Raw genomic sequence first — 18,942 nt, forward strand, 5'->3', positions numbered from 1 at the left:
AGATTGTAGACAAACTATTTTTGGAGAGTTCAAATGCTAAAAATAGTTTGTCTCGTATTTTATGGATAATTTATCTAATTGTATTTATATGTAGTGCTTTCTATATATAATTTACTATAAGTGAGGAAGGTGTCTTATGAAAATATCCGTTTATGTTGCAAGTGCATTTAGCAAGAATCATAAAGGCGGAAATAAAGCAGGAGTGGTATTTATTGAGAATACAAATACATTGACCACTACTCAAAAAATGGCAATAGCGAAACAACTGGGTTATGCGGAAACCGCATTTATATCAGAATCTGAAATTGCTGATTATAAATTTGAGTATTTTACTCCAAAAGAAGAAGTTGATTTATGTGGTCATGCCACAATTGGCTCTTTCGCGATACTGATGCATTTAAATAAACTTTTCAGGAATCGCTATACGATTGAAACGAACAGCGGTGTTCTTACTATTACTATAAAAGATGACATCATATTCATGGAACAAAATAAACCGATATTCTATGATGTTGTATCTCCAAACGAGTTCATCGACTGTTTTGATAGTAAAGATATAGAAAATAAATACCCAATTCAAATTGTCTCCACGGGCTTAAAAGATATTTTAATTCCTATAAAAAGCGAAACACAATTACATGCACTGCAACCTAATTTTGAAAAAATTAAAGAAATCAGCAAGTATTATAATGTTGTCGGGATGCATCTATATACTTTTAATGACAATCGAATTATATGCAGAAATTTTGCTCCGCTATACGACATTAATGAAGAAGCAGCGACTGGAACTTCGAACGGTGCATTAGCTTGCTACCTTTATGAACAGGACTACTTGAAAAAAGAAGTCTATGTATTTGAACAAGGTTATTCTTTACACTCGCCTTCTGAAATATTAGTTAAATTAGCAACCAATAGCAAAAATAAAATAGAAAAAGTTTATGTTGGTGGCAAAGGATATTACTGTGAAACTAAGTGTTTAAATGTAGAAAATATTGAGTAAAGAGCTTTTTTTTATCGTTGAGAAGTTTGTTAATTTATTTTTTTTCTTTTAGAAATGTATGACTTACTTATAGTCAGTGATAAACTCTCATTTTTAAAAATTAAAAATAAAGACCGATTTGTGTAATAATTCAAATATTGTTCATAATTTCACAATTTGTTTATGAAGTGTCATGTTATGATGAACATGTAATGATGATTGAACACTTAAATTTGGTACAATAACTAGCCAAAGTAGTGAGGAAAGTAGTTGTGAGATAAACTCATTAAAACGCTAAAACACTAAAGGGGAGATCACATATGAAAGCAGTAGTGGTTAATAAAAACAGCAAAGCAAACATCGAAGTGATTGAAAAAGAATTACGTCCGTTACGCTCAGGCGAAGCGTTAGTAGATGTAGAGTATTGTGGAGTTTGCCACACTGATTTACACGTTGCGAATCATGATTTTGGTAACACTGATGGCCGTATTCTTGGTCATGAGGGTGTAGGTATTGTTACGAAAATAGCTGATGATGTAAATTCGCTAAAGATAGGTGACCGTGTAAGTATTGCATGGATGTTCCAATCTTGTGGACGTTGTGAATATTGCGTAACTGGTAGAGAAACATTTTGCCGTGAAGTTAAAAACGCAGGTTATTCAGTAGATGGTGGTATGGCTGAACAATGTATCGTTACAGCTGATTATGCGGTAAAAGTACCAGAAGGATTAGATCCTGCTCAAGCATCATCAATTACATGTGCTGGTGTAACTACATATAAAGCTATTAAAGTATCAGATATTAAACCTGGTCAACCTATTGTAATCTATGGCTGCGGTGGATTAGGTAACTTAGCTATCCAATATGCTAAAAATGTATTTGGTGCAAAGGTAATCGCAGTAGACATTAATGACGACAAATTAGCCTTAGCGAAAGAAGTTGGTGCTGATATGACTATCAATCCAATTTCTCAAGGTCCTGCTGATAAAATTGTTCAAGAGGAGCTTGGTGGCGCTTATGCTGCGGTAGTAACAGCAGTCTCTAAAGTAGCCTTTAACTCAGCAGTTGATGCAGTACGTGCTTGCGGTAAAGTAGTTGCAGTAGGGCTACCAGTAGAAACAATGGACTTAAACATCCCGCGACTTGTACTGGATGGAATTGAAGTAGTTGGTTCTCTAGTTGGTACTCGTAAAGATTTGGAAGAGGCGTTTATGTTTGGGGCAGAAGGAAAAGTAGTGCCGGTTGTTCAGACTTGTTCGCTAGATAAAGTACAAAATGTATTCGAAGAAATGGAACAAGGTAGAATTCAAGGGCGTATGGTAATTAATTTTAAAAAACATAATTGTGATTGCAAATAATTCACTTTAAATATAAAAAGCATGAGTCTAGCAAAGGACATGTAAAAAAGTTAGACAGCATAAGAAGATGATCCCTGTATTTAATAGGGATCATCTTCTTTATTTTCTACTAATATCGATGCCAATTAATACTTGATTAATGAGAAATGATTAAAGGTTTACTTTATTTGCAAACGAAAAGGAATCTTTATGTTTAACAAATTTTTTATGATTTGGAACGTTTTGAATTGCTACAATTTGCGAATCTCTTGCTTTCAGTGCATCTTGAATCCCGATGGTCATAAGCTTAATAAATAGAATCGTAATAAAGAATGAAGCGAGAGTATAAAAAATAATCCACCATGAAAGATTCATTTCATTACGATTTAATCCAATAAGACCTGCCCAATCATTAGATAGAGAAACAGGTTTGAGCACTCCGTCATAGAGTTCACGCATTTGTATGCCGCCAATTACAATGTTAAGCAACGCTAAATGGATAACGAGTATGAGTGTTTGGACGATATGTTCCATAAATAATACAAATAAGCGGTCAAGTAATAAGACTCGTAAGTGTTTTTTAATAATATGAAAACGACTAGCCCCCAGTAATTGTGAACTTAAGATGTAATCTTGTTTCATAAATTCATCAACCTCTGAGGATATGTATAAAGAAAGTGTAGGCAGAGCGACGAAAATAAGTACGAGTACTTGATAAAACGTAAATGAAATATTTGGATCTACCCCATCAGCATTTGATGTGATTATAATATTAACGGGCGTGATGAGTATGAATGCGATAAATAGAGTTGGAATATAATAAAAAACTTCTGAGCATGACTGGAAAAATCTCTTGAGTTTTGGAGCATATAAACTTAAGAGGATTCCTATACATGTTCCGCATAAAATTCGAAAGAAGCTAATTGCTACGGCTAATAAAATAGTGAATTTTGCTCCTTCTACAATTTGTAAGAAAACAGACTCTCCAAAACGATCAGATCCAAAAGGTGGAATTAACGATGGCGGAAAGGGGGCCTTTCCAAGTAATTCGTTATTGTCATTGTAAAGTAACTGAGGAGGTTTTGGGATGTTATCTTTAAAGAACCAACTATAAATAAAACTAGCTGAAATAAGTATGAATAGATAAGTAAAGCCGATTAAAAAGCGTTTTGATTTCCAAATAGATTTCATAATGATACTCCTTTCAATTGCTTTTTCCATCTATTCATCATGAATGAGACTATTTGGAAAATGGCATAAAACGGTAAAATAATCATAACAAGTATGATAAATGCAGCGGGAGGTGAAACAAACGCCTTATTAAATAGAAATTGAATAATGCCTTCCATATTAAAAACAAATTCTAAAATGAATAAATTAGAAAGTAAGAAAACAAAAATCGTTTTTAAATGGTGAAAGAAGTGGATAGATATATTTTTGAATAAATGAATGCAGAGTATATAACTTGATGAAAGGCCTTTTCCATATGCAACCTCTACGTAATGTTTTCCTTCTTCTTCTTTTATGTATAACACCATCATCCGAAACATTTGTAATGTAGGTAAGACAGCTAATGATAAAATAGGGAGTAAATAAGCTCGATTTTCATTAAAAGAAATAATAGTGACAGGAGATTCCCCGAATTTTTGAAGTACCCATATGAAGAATATTTGCAAACAAATCATCATCATCATATCAGGGACAGCTTCTAATATGAACACAATTCGGTTTATCCATTTTTTTATATAATCTTTCGCTAAAAAATAAAAAAATGCCATGCTAGATGATAGAAAGAGAGCAAGAAAAAAGGTTAAAAATAATATAGTAAATGAATATAGGTAAGGTTCTAAAACAGTTGGAAATAATGGTGTTTTTTTGAAATGGCCAAACTTCGGGTCTGATCCTATAATCACTAATGATTCAGGGGAGAAGACCTGTTTTAACATGGTAACGATCTGATTAAAAAAATAAATTGGTTGAAAGGTAAACCCTTGTTGAGTGATAAATAAATAAGGTAAATTTAATAATAGTAAGAGTGATAAAAGAATTGATGAAAGCTTAATTGTGAATTGAGATATTTTATTTAACATTAAATCCCTCCGACATCTTTTTACAACATTATACAATAAATTCCGTATTATTGTTTTATTTTTCTGAAAAATAAAAATATTATTAGAGTTTATTGTATGTAAGATATATTTACAAGGTAAAAAAGTAATAATAGGGGCTGTGCTCTATGTTTATCAAGACAAAAGGACTAGTGAGCTTAAAACAATAAACAAGAGAAAAATGCACAGAATTCTCATTCTGCGGGTAGTTACTTTTCTTGGCTTGATGGTGATGTTACGTGACCGCTAAAAATGAATATTACTTTTCAACTCTTTTTTCATGCAAATAAGTAGAACGTATGGAGGACACTATGTATGTGTTGTTAATGAGAGGAAAGAGTGTATTGCGTAACGAATATAACGTAATTTTACCGCACGGAAAAGCTAAATTTAGTATATAAGTGAAATGGAATGAGGGTATTTATTTTTCGACATGAAAAAAATTTTCTTTTTATAACTTGATAAATGAAAAAATATTTTATATACTAATTCATGTAAACGGTTTACTAAATCGTATTTTGCTAGAAATGAAGGGAAGATTCGCATGGAAACAAGGGGGAGAGTAATCGGGATTGATATCGGTACCACAAGTACGAAAACGGTTGTGTTCACAGAAAAAGGAAAAGTCATTGCATCACATGCAATCGATTACCCAATTATTCAACCGAACGTAGGGTGGGCGGAGCAAGATCCTGATGTAATATGTGCCGCTGTATACAAAAGTGTAAGCGTTGCCATTGAAAAGGGTAATGTATTACCAGAAGATATTTCTTCAATCGGTATTAGTACAGCTATGCACGCATTAATTGCAGTAGATGAAAATGGTGCGCCATTAACGCGTTCTATCATTTGGGCAGATAATCGAAGTACGAAGCAATCAGAAAAATTATTACAACAAATGAATGGGCATGAAATTTATAGACGTACAGGTACACCGATTCATCCTATGTCACCGCTTTCTAAATTGTTATGGATGAAAGAAGAGGAACCAGAGTTATATACAAGTGCTTATAAATTCATTTCCATTAAAGAGTATGTGATTTACCAATTATTTTCACGCTACGTAGTTGATTATTCGATTGCTTCTGCTACGGGGTTATTTAATTTAGAAACATTAAACTGGGATGAAGATGTTTTAACTATGTTACGTATGTCACCAGAAAAATTATCAACTCCTGTACCAACTACATATATTTTATCAGGTATGAAGCCAGAATTAGCACAGAAGATGGGGATAAGTGCAGAAACACCAATTGTCATCGGAGCAAGTGATGGGGTTCTTGCAAATGTAGGAGTTGGTGCGATATCACCGGGTGCGGCTGCAATTACGATTGGAACGAGTGGTGCGGTTCGAACAATCTCATCAAATATAAATACAGATGAGAAAGGGAGAACGTTTTGTTACGCATTAACAGATGAGCACTGGGTAATCGGTGGTCCAACGAATAACGGCGGAATATTACTGAGATGGTTACGTGATGAATTTGGTAGTCCAGAGCAAGAGGTAGCAAGAAAGCTCGGAATTGATCCATATGATTTATTAATTAAATATGCAGAAAGCGTACCAGCTGGAGCGGATGGGCTATTGTTCTTACCTTTCTTATCTGGAGAGCGCGCACCTTACTGGAATGCAAATGCTCGTGGTACATTCTTTGGAATCAATCTTCAACATAAGCGAGAACATTTTATACGTGCAGTGATGGAAGGCGTTTGTATGAGTGTATATTCAGTTGCACTTGCAATTAGAGATTGTACAGGGCCACTTACTGAAATACGAGTTTCAGGAGGGTTTGCGAAATCTGCATTTTGGAGACAAATGTTGTCCGATATGATGGGGAAAGAATTGTTTGTACCTGAAAGTCATGAAGCATCTGCGCTTGGGGCAGCGGCAGTTGCTTTATATGCTGTAGGAAAAATTGATTCTCTTGAAGAGGTAAAGGATTGGATTGATATTGTCCATCATCATGTACCGAATAAAGAAAATACGGCTATATATTTAGAAATGTTTTATATGTATGAACGACTTTACAATCGTTTGAAAGAAGAATTTGATTGTATAGCTGCTTTCCAACGTAAACAATAGGGGGATTGGGAGAAATGGTAGTTGGGATCGTACTAGCGGCAGTTGTCATACTACTTTTACTTATTACGGTAGTAAAATGGCATCCATTTGTCGCATTAATTTTAACAGCAATTGGTGTAGGATTGGCAATGGGAATGCCTTTAATTGGAACTTCACCAAAAGATCCAGGGATTATTGATTCTATTAAACTAGGGCTTGGTAATACGTTAGGCTTTTTAGCAATAGTTTTAGCGCTAGGAACGATGCTTGGAAAAATGATGGCCGAATCTGGCGGTGCTGAACGTATCGCTAACACATTAATTGATCGTTTTGGGAAGAAACGAGTTCACTGGGCGATGATGTTCGTTGCATTTTTAGTAGGGATTCCGGTATTTTTCCAAGTTGGATTTGTCCTATTAATTCCGTTAGTATTTACAATTGCGTTAGAAACTGGGGTATCACTTATTACAATCGGTATTCCGCTAGTAGCAGGACTGTCAGTCGTACACGGACTTGTTCCACCGCATCCAGCGGCAATGGCGGCAGTTGGTATTTTTAAAGCAGATGTAGGGAAGACAATTTTATATGCGTTAATTGTCGGACTTCCAACTGCAATTATTTCAGGTCCACTTTACGGGAAATGGATTGGTGCTCGTATACATAAGGAAGTACCATTAGATATAGCGGAGCAATTTATTGAAAGAGATAAGAAGAAAGAACTTCCTAGCTTCGGAAATACATTGTTTACTATTTTACTTCCAGTATTTCTTATGCTTGGTGCATCCATTGCTGAAGTAGCGTTACATAAAACGAGTCAACTTGCACAGGTGTTACACTTTATTGGAGATCCAATAGTCGCTTTATTAATTGCAACGATTTATTCTTTCTTTAGCCTTGGTTATGCAAAAGGATTTTCTAAAGATAAAGTATTACAATTTACAAATGATTGCCTTGGGCCGATTGCAAACATACTGTTAGTAATTGGTGCTGGTGGTGCATTTAATAAGGTGTTATTAGATTCTGGAATTGGTACTACAATTGCTGAAATGGCGAAAGAATCACATATTTCACCAATATTACTTGGATGGGGAATTGCTGCACTTATCCGAGTTGCGACAGGATCGGCAACTGTTTCTATGATGACAGCAGCTGGAATTGTAGCACCGATTGCAGCAAGTACACCTGGTGTAAATGTTGAACTACTAGCACTTGCAACAGGCGCAGGTTCATTAATTTTATCACACGTGAATGATTCGGGATTTTGGATGATTAAAGAATATTTCGGAATGACTGTGAAAGAAACATTATTAACATGGACCGCAATGGAGACGATACTATCAGTTGTAGCACTTGGATTAATTTCGATATTAAATATATTTGTATAGAATGGGAGATTGATTAATATGAAACTAGGTTTAATTGGATTAGGAAAAATGGGATTCCCATTAGCTGAACACTTACATGAAGACAAGCATGAAGTAGTTGTATACGATGTAAATAAAGAGCTTGTAGAAAAGGCAGGGAAACTAGGAATTACTGCACGTCATACATTAAAAGAAATGATCGCTGAATTAGAAGCTCCTCGTACGATCTGGGTAATGGTGCCTGCAGGAGAAGTTGTAGAGTCAGTATTAAAAGATGTGTATCCGTTATTAGATGAAGGTGATATCGTTATTGAAGGTGGAAATTCATTCTATAAAGATACGTTACGCCGTGCTGAAGAAGCAAAAAGCTTCGGATTACATTATGTAGATATCGGTACATCTGGCGGTGTAGAAGGAGCTAGATACGGTGCTTGTTTAATGGTTGGTGGAGAAAAAGAAATTTATGACCAATTAGAACCTTTATTTAAAGATTTAGCAGTAGAAAATGGCTATTCTTATGCTGGCCGCGTTGGTAGTGGTCATTTCTTAAAAATGGTTCATAACGGTATTGAGTACGGCATGATGCAAGCAATTGCTGAAGGATTTGAAGTACTAGATAAGAGTGACTTTGATTTCAATTATGAAGATGTTGCAAAAGTATGGGCGAACGGATCAGTAATCCGCGGTTGGTTAATGGACTTAACTGAAAAAGCATTTGCAGATGATCCTAAACTTGATGGCATTAAAGGTGTAATGAACTCATCAGGAGAAGGAAAATGGACTGTTGAAACTGCACTTGAACTTCAAGCTGCAGCACCAGTAATCGCGATGTCATTATTTATGCGCTATCGTTCTCAGGAAGATGATACATTCCATGGAAAAGTAGTTTCAGCACTACGTAATCAGTTCGGTGGACATGAAGTTGTGAAAAAATAAGGATGTTTTTGAAAAGAAACTTGTGCATAAGCGCAAGTTTCTTTTTTATAGTTTAAGAAATTACTAATTTAAAAATACCAATCAATCATCGTTTTTTTGTCACAAAGGACAGCTTCAACGTTCATTGATTGAACAATATATTCTATATTTTCTTCTTTAGCTAATAATAAGGTTGTAAAGGAATCATATATACTCATAAACGCATACTCGTTGTCTTCGTCAGTAATAATTAACTCATTATTGCTAATGTCCCAAATATCTAATGGAGTAGTATTATTTACCTCTAATAATCCGTTTGTATCAAAAATTGGTTCAGAGAAATATAGATTTTTTGCACCTTTAGAACCGAGGAGTTTAAATAATTTATGTAATAAAAATATAGACGTATAATCTTCTGTTGGATAATAAAGATCTTTTTTTAAGTTTGAATGTAGCTTTTCAGTTAAGTCCTCTCTTTTATATTCTTCTGTAAAGACACTAATGGAAGTCAACATGGCCATTGCTAGGTCCGCGTATGAATGTAATCCACTATAAGACATTATTTCCTTCCAAGAAACGGATTTCCCATTATGAATGATTTCTTCAGCGCTAGGATAGATGTGCTCATATGGTCTTTTTCTCACAGACTTTTCCCATCCTAAAGGCATTTGGACAAAAGGATGTAGCAATATAGCTGCAGATTTAAAATTGCTTGGTAGTTGTTCTAAAATTGGTGATTTGTCATCTAGCCAAATGTAATCCAACAAAATATAACCTCCTCTTAGACTTTGAAATGTACGGATTCCCGTATTATGTTTTTTGTATTGATTGTATCAAATATAAAGCGCTGCATGGAATATGTCCCAACATAAAAGTAAGAATAAATAAAATGAAGTTTTCATAAATAGTAAAAGGGTGCTTATGTCATCAGTATAGCTAAGAAATGTTGTTACATATGAGAAGAGCGTGTTAATAAAATATGAGGTGGTTAAATGGGAAATGAGCAAGTGAAGTCTGTAAAGGAAGAAAAAAAGTTATGTCTTTGTATGATCGTCAAAAATGAGTCTAGAATTATGGAAAGATGTTTAAATGCAACAAAATCAATTGTAGATTTTGTTTCTATTTGCGATACTGGATCGATGGATAATACGCCTGAAATTATTGAAAATTGGTGTAAGGAAAATGAGATACCTGGGACGGTTCATCATGAGCCGTTTAAAAACTTTGGTTATAACAGAAGCTTAGCTGTTTCGTTAGCGCAAAAAACATACCCAGAAGCAGATTATTTATTAATATTAGATGCGGATATGATTTTAGAGGTTGATCCGAATTTCGATAAAACGAGCTTAACGGAAGATCATTATCTTACATTGCAATATGATGTTCATATTAAATATTGGCTTACACGTCTTTTAAAAGCTTCTTTACCATGGAAATCTGTCGGTGTTACTCATGAGTATTGGGATATAGATCGTTCAAAAGTTGGAGCGAATTACAATACGAGGGTAGCTCGGTTAGAGACTCTTGTCGTGAATGATCCCGGAGATGGCGGGAGCAAAGCTGATAAATTTGAAAGAGATGAGAGGTTGTTGTTACAAGGAATAAACGACCCAGAAACAACGCCAGATTTGCATATAAGATATTTATTTTATTTAGCGCAGACTTATTTTCATTTAAGTCAATTTGAGGATTCGATTAAATGGTATAAAAAACGAGTGGAAGCAGGGGGATGGGTTGAAGAGGTATTCTATTCGTTATTGCGAATAGGATTTTGTTATGAGCAGTTAGCAAATCGTTCAGCAAATAAACAAAATGACGTGACAGATGCAGATGAAAAAGAAAATGTTAAAGGGCAAGAAGAGCAATATTTAGCATTAGCTGTTTTTTATTTTCAAAAAGCGTGGGAATATAGACCAACCCGGGCTGAACCATTATACCAACTTGCAAGGTTGTATCGATTACGATCTCAAAACAATATTGCTTTGATGTATGCTCTGCAAGGGAAGGAAATTCCTTTTCCAAAGGATGATCTTCTATTTGTAGATTATCATGTGTATGATTACTTATTTGACTATGAAATTTCTATTAGTGCTTTCTATATACCTCATAAAAAACATTTAGGGGCGGTGTCGCAAAAGTATTTGGAATCAATAAAAGAAAAGATTCCATTTCATATAGCAAATATAGTAGAGAATAATGCGAAATTTTATTAAATACATTTTTGGTTAAAGGAGTAGTGGAGTAATCATGGAATTAATGCGATGGGCGATTGAACTAGGAGAATCGGTGCATGGAAATACGTACGAAGAATTGATGCCACTACTAGACTATTATTATGATCGTGATCACTTAAAAGCGTATTGTATCGCAAATCTTCTTTTAAACATGGATGTATTAGATGAACATCGGGAAAGAATCGAATTAAGAAGATGCATCGCAGCTTATTATGCTGGGTTATATAAAGTAGCAAGAAAACATGCAAATGAGTTGGTACTTAAACATCCGGATGTAGATTTATATAAAAATAATTTAAGATTAATGGAAGTTTATTTGAATAAAGAATATGATTATTGTCTTTTTATATGCCCAAAGACATATGGTAGTTTTATAGATGTTGCGCGAGCTTTAAAGTGGCGGTTGGAGCAGGAGGGAAATACAGTAATTATATCAGAAACAATACTGGAAAATGTAAAGAATACAGTTGTTTTTGGAGCGCATACATACGCATATAACCCGAATCTTCTTCCGAAAGATGCAATTATTTATAATTTAGAACAGCTATACGAAGGAAGTCCATATGCGCACCCCCTTTATTTAATATTATTAAAAGATAGAGTGATTTGGGATTATAGTAAACAAAATATAGAATGGCTTAAACAAAAAGGGGTAGGAAAAGAAATAAAACATGTAGAAATGAACTATGCTCCAACTTTGGAAATAAAAAAAGATGCATTTGAAGATGAGATTACTGAAGATATTGATATTCTGTTTATAGGTGCTCTTAATCCGAGGCGGCAAGCTATTTTTGACCACCTAAAAGCGATTGCTCCGAATTTAAATATAGTTTTTAAAAATAATGCGTGGGGAATTGTTAGAAATGAATTGATTGCTAGGTCTAAAATTATATTAAATATTCATTTTTATTTATCAGGAATTCTTGAAACACCTCGCGTGTCTTATGCAGTCGCAAATAAGAAATTTATTATTTCGGAAAATAGTAATCCAGAGGATGAGGTAGAGTGGCCGGGAATTGTATTTACTCCGTACGAAAAAATAATTGAAAACGTAATGAAATATATAGAATTACCAGAAGAACGGAAAAGATTAGCGGAAAAAGCATATAATCATTTTGAAGCAAATGAAAGTTTAGGTACATTGAGCATGAGAGATGATACAAAGTAATTGTACGAAACTCATACGAAAGTATGAGTTCTTTTTTGTTTATCATACTATTTTATGAAACAAGTTAACTCTTTATATTGTGTTTTGTATAGAAATTTCTGATAATATATAAGTAGAACTTGAAAACAAAGGGGAGAAATAATCATGAAACTAGTCGTTATTAACGGTACACCAAGAAAATTTGGTAGAACTCGTGTGGTGGCAAAATATATTGCGGATCAATTTGAAGGGGAATTATATGATTTAGCAATGGAGGAGTTACCTTTATACAATGGAGAAGAGTCACAACGTGATTTAGAGGCAGTAAAAAAATTGAAAACGTTAGTGAAAGCTGCGGATGGGGTTGTATTATGTACACCAGAATATCATAATGCGATGAGCGGTGCGCTGAAAAACTCTTTAGATTACTTAAGTAGTAGTGAATTTATTCATAAACCAGTTGCGTTGTTAGCGGTTGCTGGTGGCGGTAAAGGTGGAATAAATGCATTAAACAGCATGCGAACGGTCGCTAGAGGTGTTTATGCAAATGCCATTCCAAAACAAGTTGTGCTTGATGGATTACATGTGCAAGATGGTGAACTTGGGGAAGATGCCAAACCATTAATTCATGATGTAGTTAAAGAATTAAAAGCATATATGAGCGTATATAAAGAGGTGAAAAAGCAACTAGGAGTGGAGTGATATGTCCTCACTTTATCATGATTCTCGCTTGTATTACATTCTAGGGGCCAATAGTCTATCTGCTATTGGTTCCGGAATTGTTATGATAACGATTCCGTGGCTGTTAATTAAAGAGAGTGGAGGAGAGACAACGTTTGGTTATGTTTCTATCATTGCAACCCTCATTATGTTTTTATTAACACCATTCATTGGGCAAAGTATTGATCGTTTTTCAAGAAAATCTTTATTGCTATGTAACGAAGGAATCGGAATTGCCGTAATTGGAATAATGGTTATATGGGGATTTGCGGGGCAACCTTATCATTCTATTCACTATATTCTTATTTATATAGCCGGATCATTCTACTATTTATTATTTTATCCTACAATATTTGCGTTCAACCAAGAGATATTTCAAGCGGAACATTATAAAAGTTTAAGTGGAACGATGGAAATACAAGGACAGTTAACACAAGTTATTTCTGGAGCGGCCGCGAGCTTCTTAATTGAAATTGTATCTTTGAAGTGGATTTTGTTAGTAGACATGTTAACTTTTGCTGGAGCATTTTTTCTTTTCTTATGTATACCGTACGTAAAGAAAAAAGAAGTGAAAAGAAAAATAACATTTAAGAAGCAATTGTTTGAAGGAATTCACTTTATGAAAAAACGTCCTAAGCTCTTTTGGTTCTTACTGGCCACTTATATGCCGTTTATAGGTGTCATGATGGCAAATTATTTAATACCCGTGTATATTTCGGATATACTCAAAGCCAATGCCTCTGTATACGCAATAGAGGGCACGATGTACGGTGTCGGAGCGGTTGTTGCAGGAATCTGTATTCCACTCATAATGAAATATGTCAAAACAGAAGTTTCAATCGTTATGACGATGTTCATTTATGTAATTTCAATTACCGCAATGAGTATTGAACCTTCCGTAATTTTCTTATATGGACTTGCAATTTTTCATGCAGTTGGAAATGCGGGTACAAGAGTGGCGAGAAATGTATTGATGATGGAGGAAATTCCAAACGAAGTAATGGGAAGAGTGGATAGCTTATTTCGATTAATTGGTACAGGAATACGAATTTTATTATTAATGTTGTTTACAGCGGGTGTATCTAAAGTCGGAGTCATGCTGCCGTTTTACGTATTAAGCTGCATATTGATCTTCTCATTAGGAATCGCTATTTATTATGTACTATCACAACGTAAAGTAGCGGCGAATGTTTCTAATAAATCAATCGTTTGAAAAAACACTTCTGCCTCCCTTTCTTTTTCTATATAATCAAAAGAAAGGGAGTGAATACTTATTTATGAACAAATGGATCTTTCTTATAATTTTATTATTACCGCCACTATACATCATTTATATGACGTTTCGAATGAACAAAGTTGCTCGTGAAAAATTGAGCTATCACTCTCCGTACGTTCTTATACTGGGTGCAAAGTTATTTGGAGATAGACCGTCTTTATCTCTTCAAAATCGTTTGGATGTAGCGTTGGAGTATTTATTTTCCCATCCTGAAGCGAAAGTAATTGTTTCAGGTGGTCAAGGAGAAGATGAAGATATACCGGAAGCTCATAGCATGAGAAATTATTTAATGGTACACGGTATAGATGAGAGTCGTATTTTAATAGAAGATCAATCTACAAATACGTATGAAAACTTAAAATTTAGTATGGATTTATATAATGTGAAACATGCGGTAGTTGTAAGTAATACATATCATTTATATCGAACGAAAATAATTGCAAAGCGTTTAGGCATGAAGATGGAGGCACTAGCTGCTGAAACACCAATGCGTTCTAAGAGAAAAATGTATGTTCGCGAATATGCTGCTATTATGAAAACAATATTGTTCGACCGTTAGAGCTCAAATGCGAGCTCTTTTTTAATTTAAAAGCGTATCATTTGAAATGAATGCCATATTCCATCAAAATAAAGGAAACAACAATAAAGGAGTTGTGTTTGTGATTCAATTTAATCATGTGTCAAAATCGTATGAAGATGGCACGAAAGCAGTGGATTCATTGCATTTAGAAATTAAAAAGGGAGAATTTTTCGTTCTCATCGGTCCGAGTGGTTGCGGGAAAACAACGACAATGAAGATGATTAATCGTTTAATCGAAACGACTGAAGGATCGATTTTAATCGATGGAAAAGATATTCAACAATATAATATAAACGAATTACGTTGGGATATAGGATACGTGTTGCAGCAAATCGCTTTGTTTCCTCATATGACAATCGCTGAAAATATTGCAGTTGTTCCTGAAATGAGGCAATGGAGCAAAAAGGAAATAAAAGCACGCGTCGATGACTTGTTACATATGGTTGGATTAGATCCGGATATATATCGAGATCGTATGCCTGATGAATTGTCAGGAGGACAAAAACAACGTGTCGGTGTCGTGCGAGCATTAGCTGCAAACCCGAAAATCGTTCTTATGGATGAACCATTTAGTGCGTTAGATCCATTAAGTAGGGAACAGCTTCAGAAGGATATTGTACAGTTGCAAAAAAAGATTCAAAAAACAATCGTGTTCGTAACACATGATATGCAAGAAGCATTATCACTTGGAGATCGCATTTGTATTATGAAAGAAGGAAAAGTTGTTCAACTAGATACACCAGAAGGAATTATACATAATCCGAAAAATGAATTTGTAGAGGAGTTCATTGGAAATCGTGGACGAACTTGGTATGAGGAGAAAAGTGTAGCAGATGTATTGCCGCTTGATCAAAGTGTGCAATTAGAAGGGCAGGCACTATCATTACATTCTTCTTTACAAGAAGCGTTAGTTCGTGTGCGTGATGATGAGGTCGTTCCAGTTGAAGAAAACGGTCAATATATTGGAGCGTTAACAAGTCGTCATATTGTCAATTATATTGTTGAACAAATGAAGGAAAGAGGCTAAACAGTGACTAATTTTATACAAACGTTCCAAGAACGAAAAATAGAATTACTAACTGCATTAAGTGAGCATTTACAAATATCGCTTATTTCATTATTTTTTGCAGTAATTATAGCGGTGCCACTTGGCATTTTATTAACAAGAAAAGAACGAATGGCTGAATTTATAATAGGAACTTCTGCAGTAATGCAGACAGTGCCATCACTTGCATTACTCGGACTATTAATTCCGTTAGTAGGAATCGGAAAACTTCCAGCGATTATTGCATTAGTTGTGTATGCACTATTACCTATTTTACGAAATACATATACAGGAATAAGGGAATTAGATGAATCACTAATAGAAGCCGCGAGAGCTATGGGGATGAATAGTTGGAGAAGGCTGTGGAAGGTAGAGCTTCCTCTTGCATTGCCTATCATTATGGCCGGTATTCGTACAGCGATGGTATTAATTGTTGGAACGGCTACATTAGCAGCTCTCATTGGTGCTGGTGGGCTCGGTAAGCTTATATTATTAGGCATAGATCGAAATGATCATGCACTTATCATTTTAGGGGCCGTACCAGCCGCGTTACTCGCTTTATTCTTTGATATAGTACTTCGCATACTTGAACGACCGAAACGCTCTTCTAAGCGTGTTATATTGACGATATGTATAGTTGTAGTAATGATTGCTTCTCCATTTCTTTGGAGTACAGAAAAGAAAGATATTGTTATTGCGGGCAAACTTGGATCAGAACCTGAAATTTTAATTCAAATGTATAAGCAGCTTATTGAACAAGATACCGATTTAAACGTACAATTAAAACCAGGTCTTGGAAAAACAGCATTTGTATTTGAAGCGTTGAAGTCCGGGGAAGTAGATATATACCCAGAATTTTCAGGAACAGCTTTATCTACTTTCGTGAAAGAAGAACCAAAGAGCACAAATCGTGATGAAGTATATGATCAGGCTCGCATTGGAATGGAAAAGAAATATAATATGGTTATGTTGAAGCCAATGGAGTATAACAATACATATGCACTAGCCATGCCGAAAAAAATAGCAGATCAAAAGAATATAAATACAATTTCTGATTTAGGGAATGTTGCGCAGGAAGCCAAAGTAGGGTTTACATTGGAATTTGCTGATCGTGAAGATGGTTATAAAGGAATCCAAAAATTATATAACTATAAGTTCTCGAATGTTAAAACGATGGAGCCGAAGCTGCGTTATAGCGCAATTCAATCTGGAGATGTTAACGTAATTGATGCATATTCAACAGATAGTGAATTGGAGCAATACGGACTGAAAGTGTTAAAAGATGATAAAGGGTTATTCCCACCTTATCAAGGAGCGCCATTATTAAGAAAAGAAACGTTACAGAAATATCCTGAACTTGAAAAGGTATTAAATAAATTATCTGGAAAGATTACAGATGAAGAAATGCGAAAAATGAATTATGAAGTTAACGTAAATGGTAAAAGTAGTGAAGAAGTCGCAAAACAATTTTTAGAAAAAGAGAATTTACTTCGTTAAATTTACAAGAAATATACAAATTTATATGTTTGAAATGACCGTTCATTACAAAATGAGCGGTTTTTTTGTGCATACTTATACATTTTTTCAAAAAAGTATTCCATTTTTGTTCATTTTCTTTTAGAATAAGTAATGTTTTCCTGAAAAAATATAAGAGAAACGTCTATTAGAGAAAAAGGTGACTTTAATAGTTGAACGAACATAACACCTAGAATGACAGATGGGGTGGTACAAATAGAAAAGAAGTTAGGATTTTTTCCGTTAATCGCATTAGTAGTTGGAACAATGGTTGGTGGCGGTGTTTTTAGTTTACCGCATGATTTAGCAGTAGGAGCAAACAGTGGTGCAATAATAATTGGCTGGTGTATTACAGCGATGGGAATGATTCCACTTGCGCTCGTATATCAAACGTTAGCAAGACAAAAACCGGAACTTGAAGGTGGAATTTATAGTTATGCACGTGCTGGTTTCGGTGAATATATTGGATTTAATAGTGCTTGGGGATATTGGCTAGCAGGAATCTTAGGTAATGTCGCAACAATTATGTTACTGTTTAGTACATTAGGTTATTTCTTTCCAATTTTCAAAGGAGGAAATAATGTTGCATCTATCGTTGGGGCATCACTTTTATTATGGACACTTCATTTTCTAATTTTATTTGGAATCCGTGAAGCTTCTATTATGAATGTTATCGCAACAATAGGGAAGTTAGTTCCAATCGTTTTATTTATTGTTGTAATGGTAACAGCCTTTCGCTGGGACACATTTACACATGATTTTTGGGGAGAAGGAACCTTCTCACTTTCCGCTATACTTGGTCAAGTGAAAAATACAATGCTTGTAACACTTTGGGTTTTCATTGGAGTTGAAGGAGCGGTTGTATTATCCGGAAGAGCGAAGAATAGCCGAGATGTTGGTAAGGCAACAGTAATGGGACTTATTTTAGTAATGTCCATATATATTTTAATTTCTGTTCTGTCAATGGGAGCGATGACAAGAAGCGAACTTTCTGTGCTAGAAACTCCGTCAATGGGACATGTATTAGAGCATGTTGTTGGTCCATGGGGTGCAGTTGCGATTAACATTGGGTTAGTTGCTTCACTTGTCGGTACATTAATTGGCTGGTTTTTACTTGTTTCTGAAATTTCTCATGTAGCCGGAAAAGATGGCGTATTTCCGAAAGTCTTTACGAAAACAAATAAAAAGCAAACACCGCACATGGCATTATGGATTTCAAATGGTGTTGCCCAAATTATATTTATCATCGTTCTGTTTTCAGAATCAACATATCAAATTATGTATTTCATTGCATCAACATCAATTTTATTACCATATTTATTATCAGCGTTATTCCAATTTAAATTAGTCATTACAAACGAGCTAAAAGACGCTAAATTGAAAAATGGAGCGTTAGCTTTAATTGCTTCTATTTACTCTGTATGGCTTCTTTATGCAGCTGGTTTAAAGAATTTACTACTAGTTTCAATTGTGTATGGAATTGGAATTATTGTTTACACGTTTGCAAGAAAAGAACAAGGGAACCGTTGCTTTGCAGGTGCAGAGAAATATGTGATGTGGGCAATTATTATTGCGGCTATCACATCACTGTATATGTTATTAACTGGAAATATAAAAATGTAAAAAGTCCTTTTCATTTAAAGGGCTTTTTTCTTTGTTT

General features: G+C 34.7%; 15 protein-coding genes and 1 pseudogene. 13 read left to right on the forward strand and 3 right to left on the reverse strand.

Translation table 11 applies throughout. The features are described 5' to 3' along the window. Positions 1–136 precede the first annotated feature (136 nt). Positions 137–1,000: a PhzF family phenazine biosynthesis protein gene (locus tag ACTJJY_RS21805; RefSeq protein WP_440606518.1), complete on the forward strand. Its 864-nt coding sequence runs from the start codon at positions 137–139 to the stop codon at positions 998–1,000. Between the two features lie 299 nt (positions 1,001–1,299). Beyond that, on the forward strand, positions 1,300–2,337 hold the full coding sequence (gene adhP, locus ACTJJY_RS21810; RefSeq protein WP_440606519.1) for an alcohol dehydrogenase AdhP: 1,038 nt from the start codon (positions 1,300–1,302) through the stop codon (positions 2,335–2,337). Positions 2,338–2,487: 150 nt separating this feature from the next. On the opposite strand, the gene ACTJJY_RS21815 is transcribed toward adhP, so the two are convergent. Together ACTJJY_RS21815 and ACTJJY_RS21820 are read right to left on the reverse strand one after the other, a co-directional pair. Then, positions 2,488–3,507, reverse strand: coding sequence for an ABC transporter permease (locus tag ACTJJY_RS21815; RefSeq protein ID WP_440606520.1), 1,020 nt, complete (start codon positions 3,505–3,507; stop codon positions 2,488–2,490). Further along, a complete protein-coding gene (locus ACTJJY_RS21820; protein WP_440606521.1) occupies positions 3,504–4,406 on the reverse strand; it encodes an ABC transporter permease subunit in 903 nt (300 codons plus the stop codon). The genes ACTJJY_RS21815 and ACTJJY_RS21820 overlap by 4 nt, the downstream gene beginning before the upstream one ends. Before the next feature lie 562 nt (positions 4,407–4,968). Here ACTJJY_RS21820 and gntK point away from each other — a divergent pair. From gntK to gnd, 3 genes are read left to right on the forward strand one after another with little or no spacing between them, the layout of a single operon-like run. Next, complete coding sequence (gene gntK, locus ACTJJY_RS21825; RefSeq protein ID WP_440606522.1) at positions 4,969–6,507, forward strand: gluconokinase; 1,539 nt, start codon at positions 4,969–4,971, stop codon at positions 6,505–6,507. A gap of 14 nt (positions 6,508–6,521) precedes the next feature. Further along, positions 6,522–7,871 (forward strand): GntP family permease, encoded by a 1,350-nt coding sequence (locus tag ACTJJY_RS21830; RefSeq protein ID WP_440606523.1) that lies wholly within the window; start codon positions 6,522–6,524, stop codon positions 7,869–7,871. An 18-nt stretch (positions 7,872–7,889) separates the two neighbouring features. Next, the gene (gene gnd, locus ACTJJY_RS21835; protein WP_000765981.1) at positions 7,890–8,786 is read left to right on the forward strand and encodes a phosphogluconate dehydrogenase (NAD(+)-dependent, decarboxylating); all 897 of its coding nucleotides are present in this window, start codon (positions 7,890–7,892) and stop codon (positions 8,784–8,786) included. A 68-nt stretch (positions 8,787–8,854) separates the two neighbouring features. Here the strand turns inward: gnd and ACTJJY_RS21840 are convergent. Then, positions 8,855–9,618: pseudogene (locus ACTJJY_RS21840) on the reverse strand (DUF2711 family protein). Positions 9,619–9,757: 139 nt separating this feature from the next. On the opposite strand from ACTJJY_RS21840, the gene ACTJJY_RS21845 reads away from it, so the two are divergent. The 8 genes from ACTJJY_RS21845 to ACTJJY_RS21880 all read left to right on the forward strand — a co-directional run bounded on the left by ACTJJY_RS21845 (position 9,758) and on the right by ACTJJY_RS21880 (position 18,905). After that, positions 9,758–10,978 (forward strand): glycosyltransferase, encoded by a 1,221-nt coding sequence (locus tag ACTJJY_RS21845; RefSeq protein ID WP_440606524.1) that lies wholly within the window; start codon positions 9,758–9,760, stop codon positions 10,976–10,978. 34 nt (positions 10,979–11,012) lie between these two features. Next, positions 11,013–12,167 (forward strand): glycosyltransferase family 1 protein, encoded by a 1,155-nt coding sequence (locus tag ACTJJY_RS21850; RefSeq protein ID WP_440606525.1) that lies wholly within the window; start codon positions 11,013–11,015, stop codon positions 12,165–12,167. A gap of 144 nt (positions 12,168–12,311) precedes the next feature. Then, complete coding sequence (locus ACTJJY_RS21855; RefSeq protein WP_440606526.1) at positions 12,312–12,848, forward strand: NADPH-dependent FMN reductase; 537 nt, start codon at positions 12,312–12,314, stop codon at positions 12,846–12,848. Between the two features lies 1 nt (position 12,849). Next, a complete protein-coding gene (locus tag ACTJJY_RS21860) occupies positions 12,850–14,079 on the forward strand; it encodes an MFS transporter (RefSeq protein WP_377822496.1) in 1,230 nt (409 codons plus the stop codon). Between the two features lie 64 nt (positions 14,080–14,143). Then, entirely contained in the window at positions 14,144–14,701 is a 558-nt protein-coding gene (locus ACTJJY_RS21865) for a YdcF family protein (protein ID WP_440606527.1), read from the forward strand. 100 nt (positions 14,702–14,801) lie between these two features. Beyond that, entirely contained in the window at positions 14,802–15,749 is a 948-nt protein-coding gene (locus ACTJJY_RS21870; protein WP_440606528.1) for an ABC transporter ATP-binding protein, read from the forward strand. Between the two features lie 3 nt (positions 15,750–15,752). Further along, on the forward strand, positions 15,753–17,264 hold the full coding sequence (locus tag ACTJJY_RS21875) for an ABC transporter permease/substrate-binding protein (protein ID WP_440606529.1): 1,512 nt from the start codon (positions 15,753–15,755) through the stop codon (positions 17,262–17,264). Between the two features lie 213 nt (positions 17,265–17,477). Then, entirely contained in the window at positions 17,478–18,905 is a 1,428-nt protein-coding gene (locus ACTJJY_RS21880; RefSeq protein ID WP_000129441.1) for a basic amino acid/polyamine antiporter, read from the forward strand. Positions 18,906–18,942: the final 37 nt, after the last annotated feature.

The sequence above is a fragment of the Bacillus sp. 22475 genome (assembly GCF_052044835.1).
GTDB lineage: Bacteria > Bacillota > Bacilli > Bacillales > Bacillaceae_G > Bacillus_A > Bacillus_A cereus.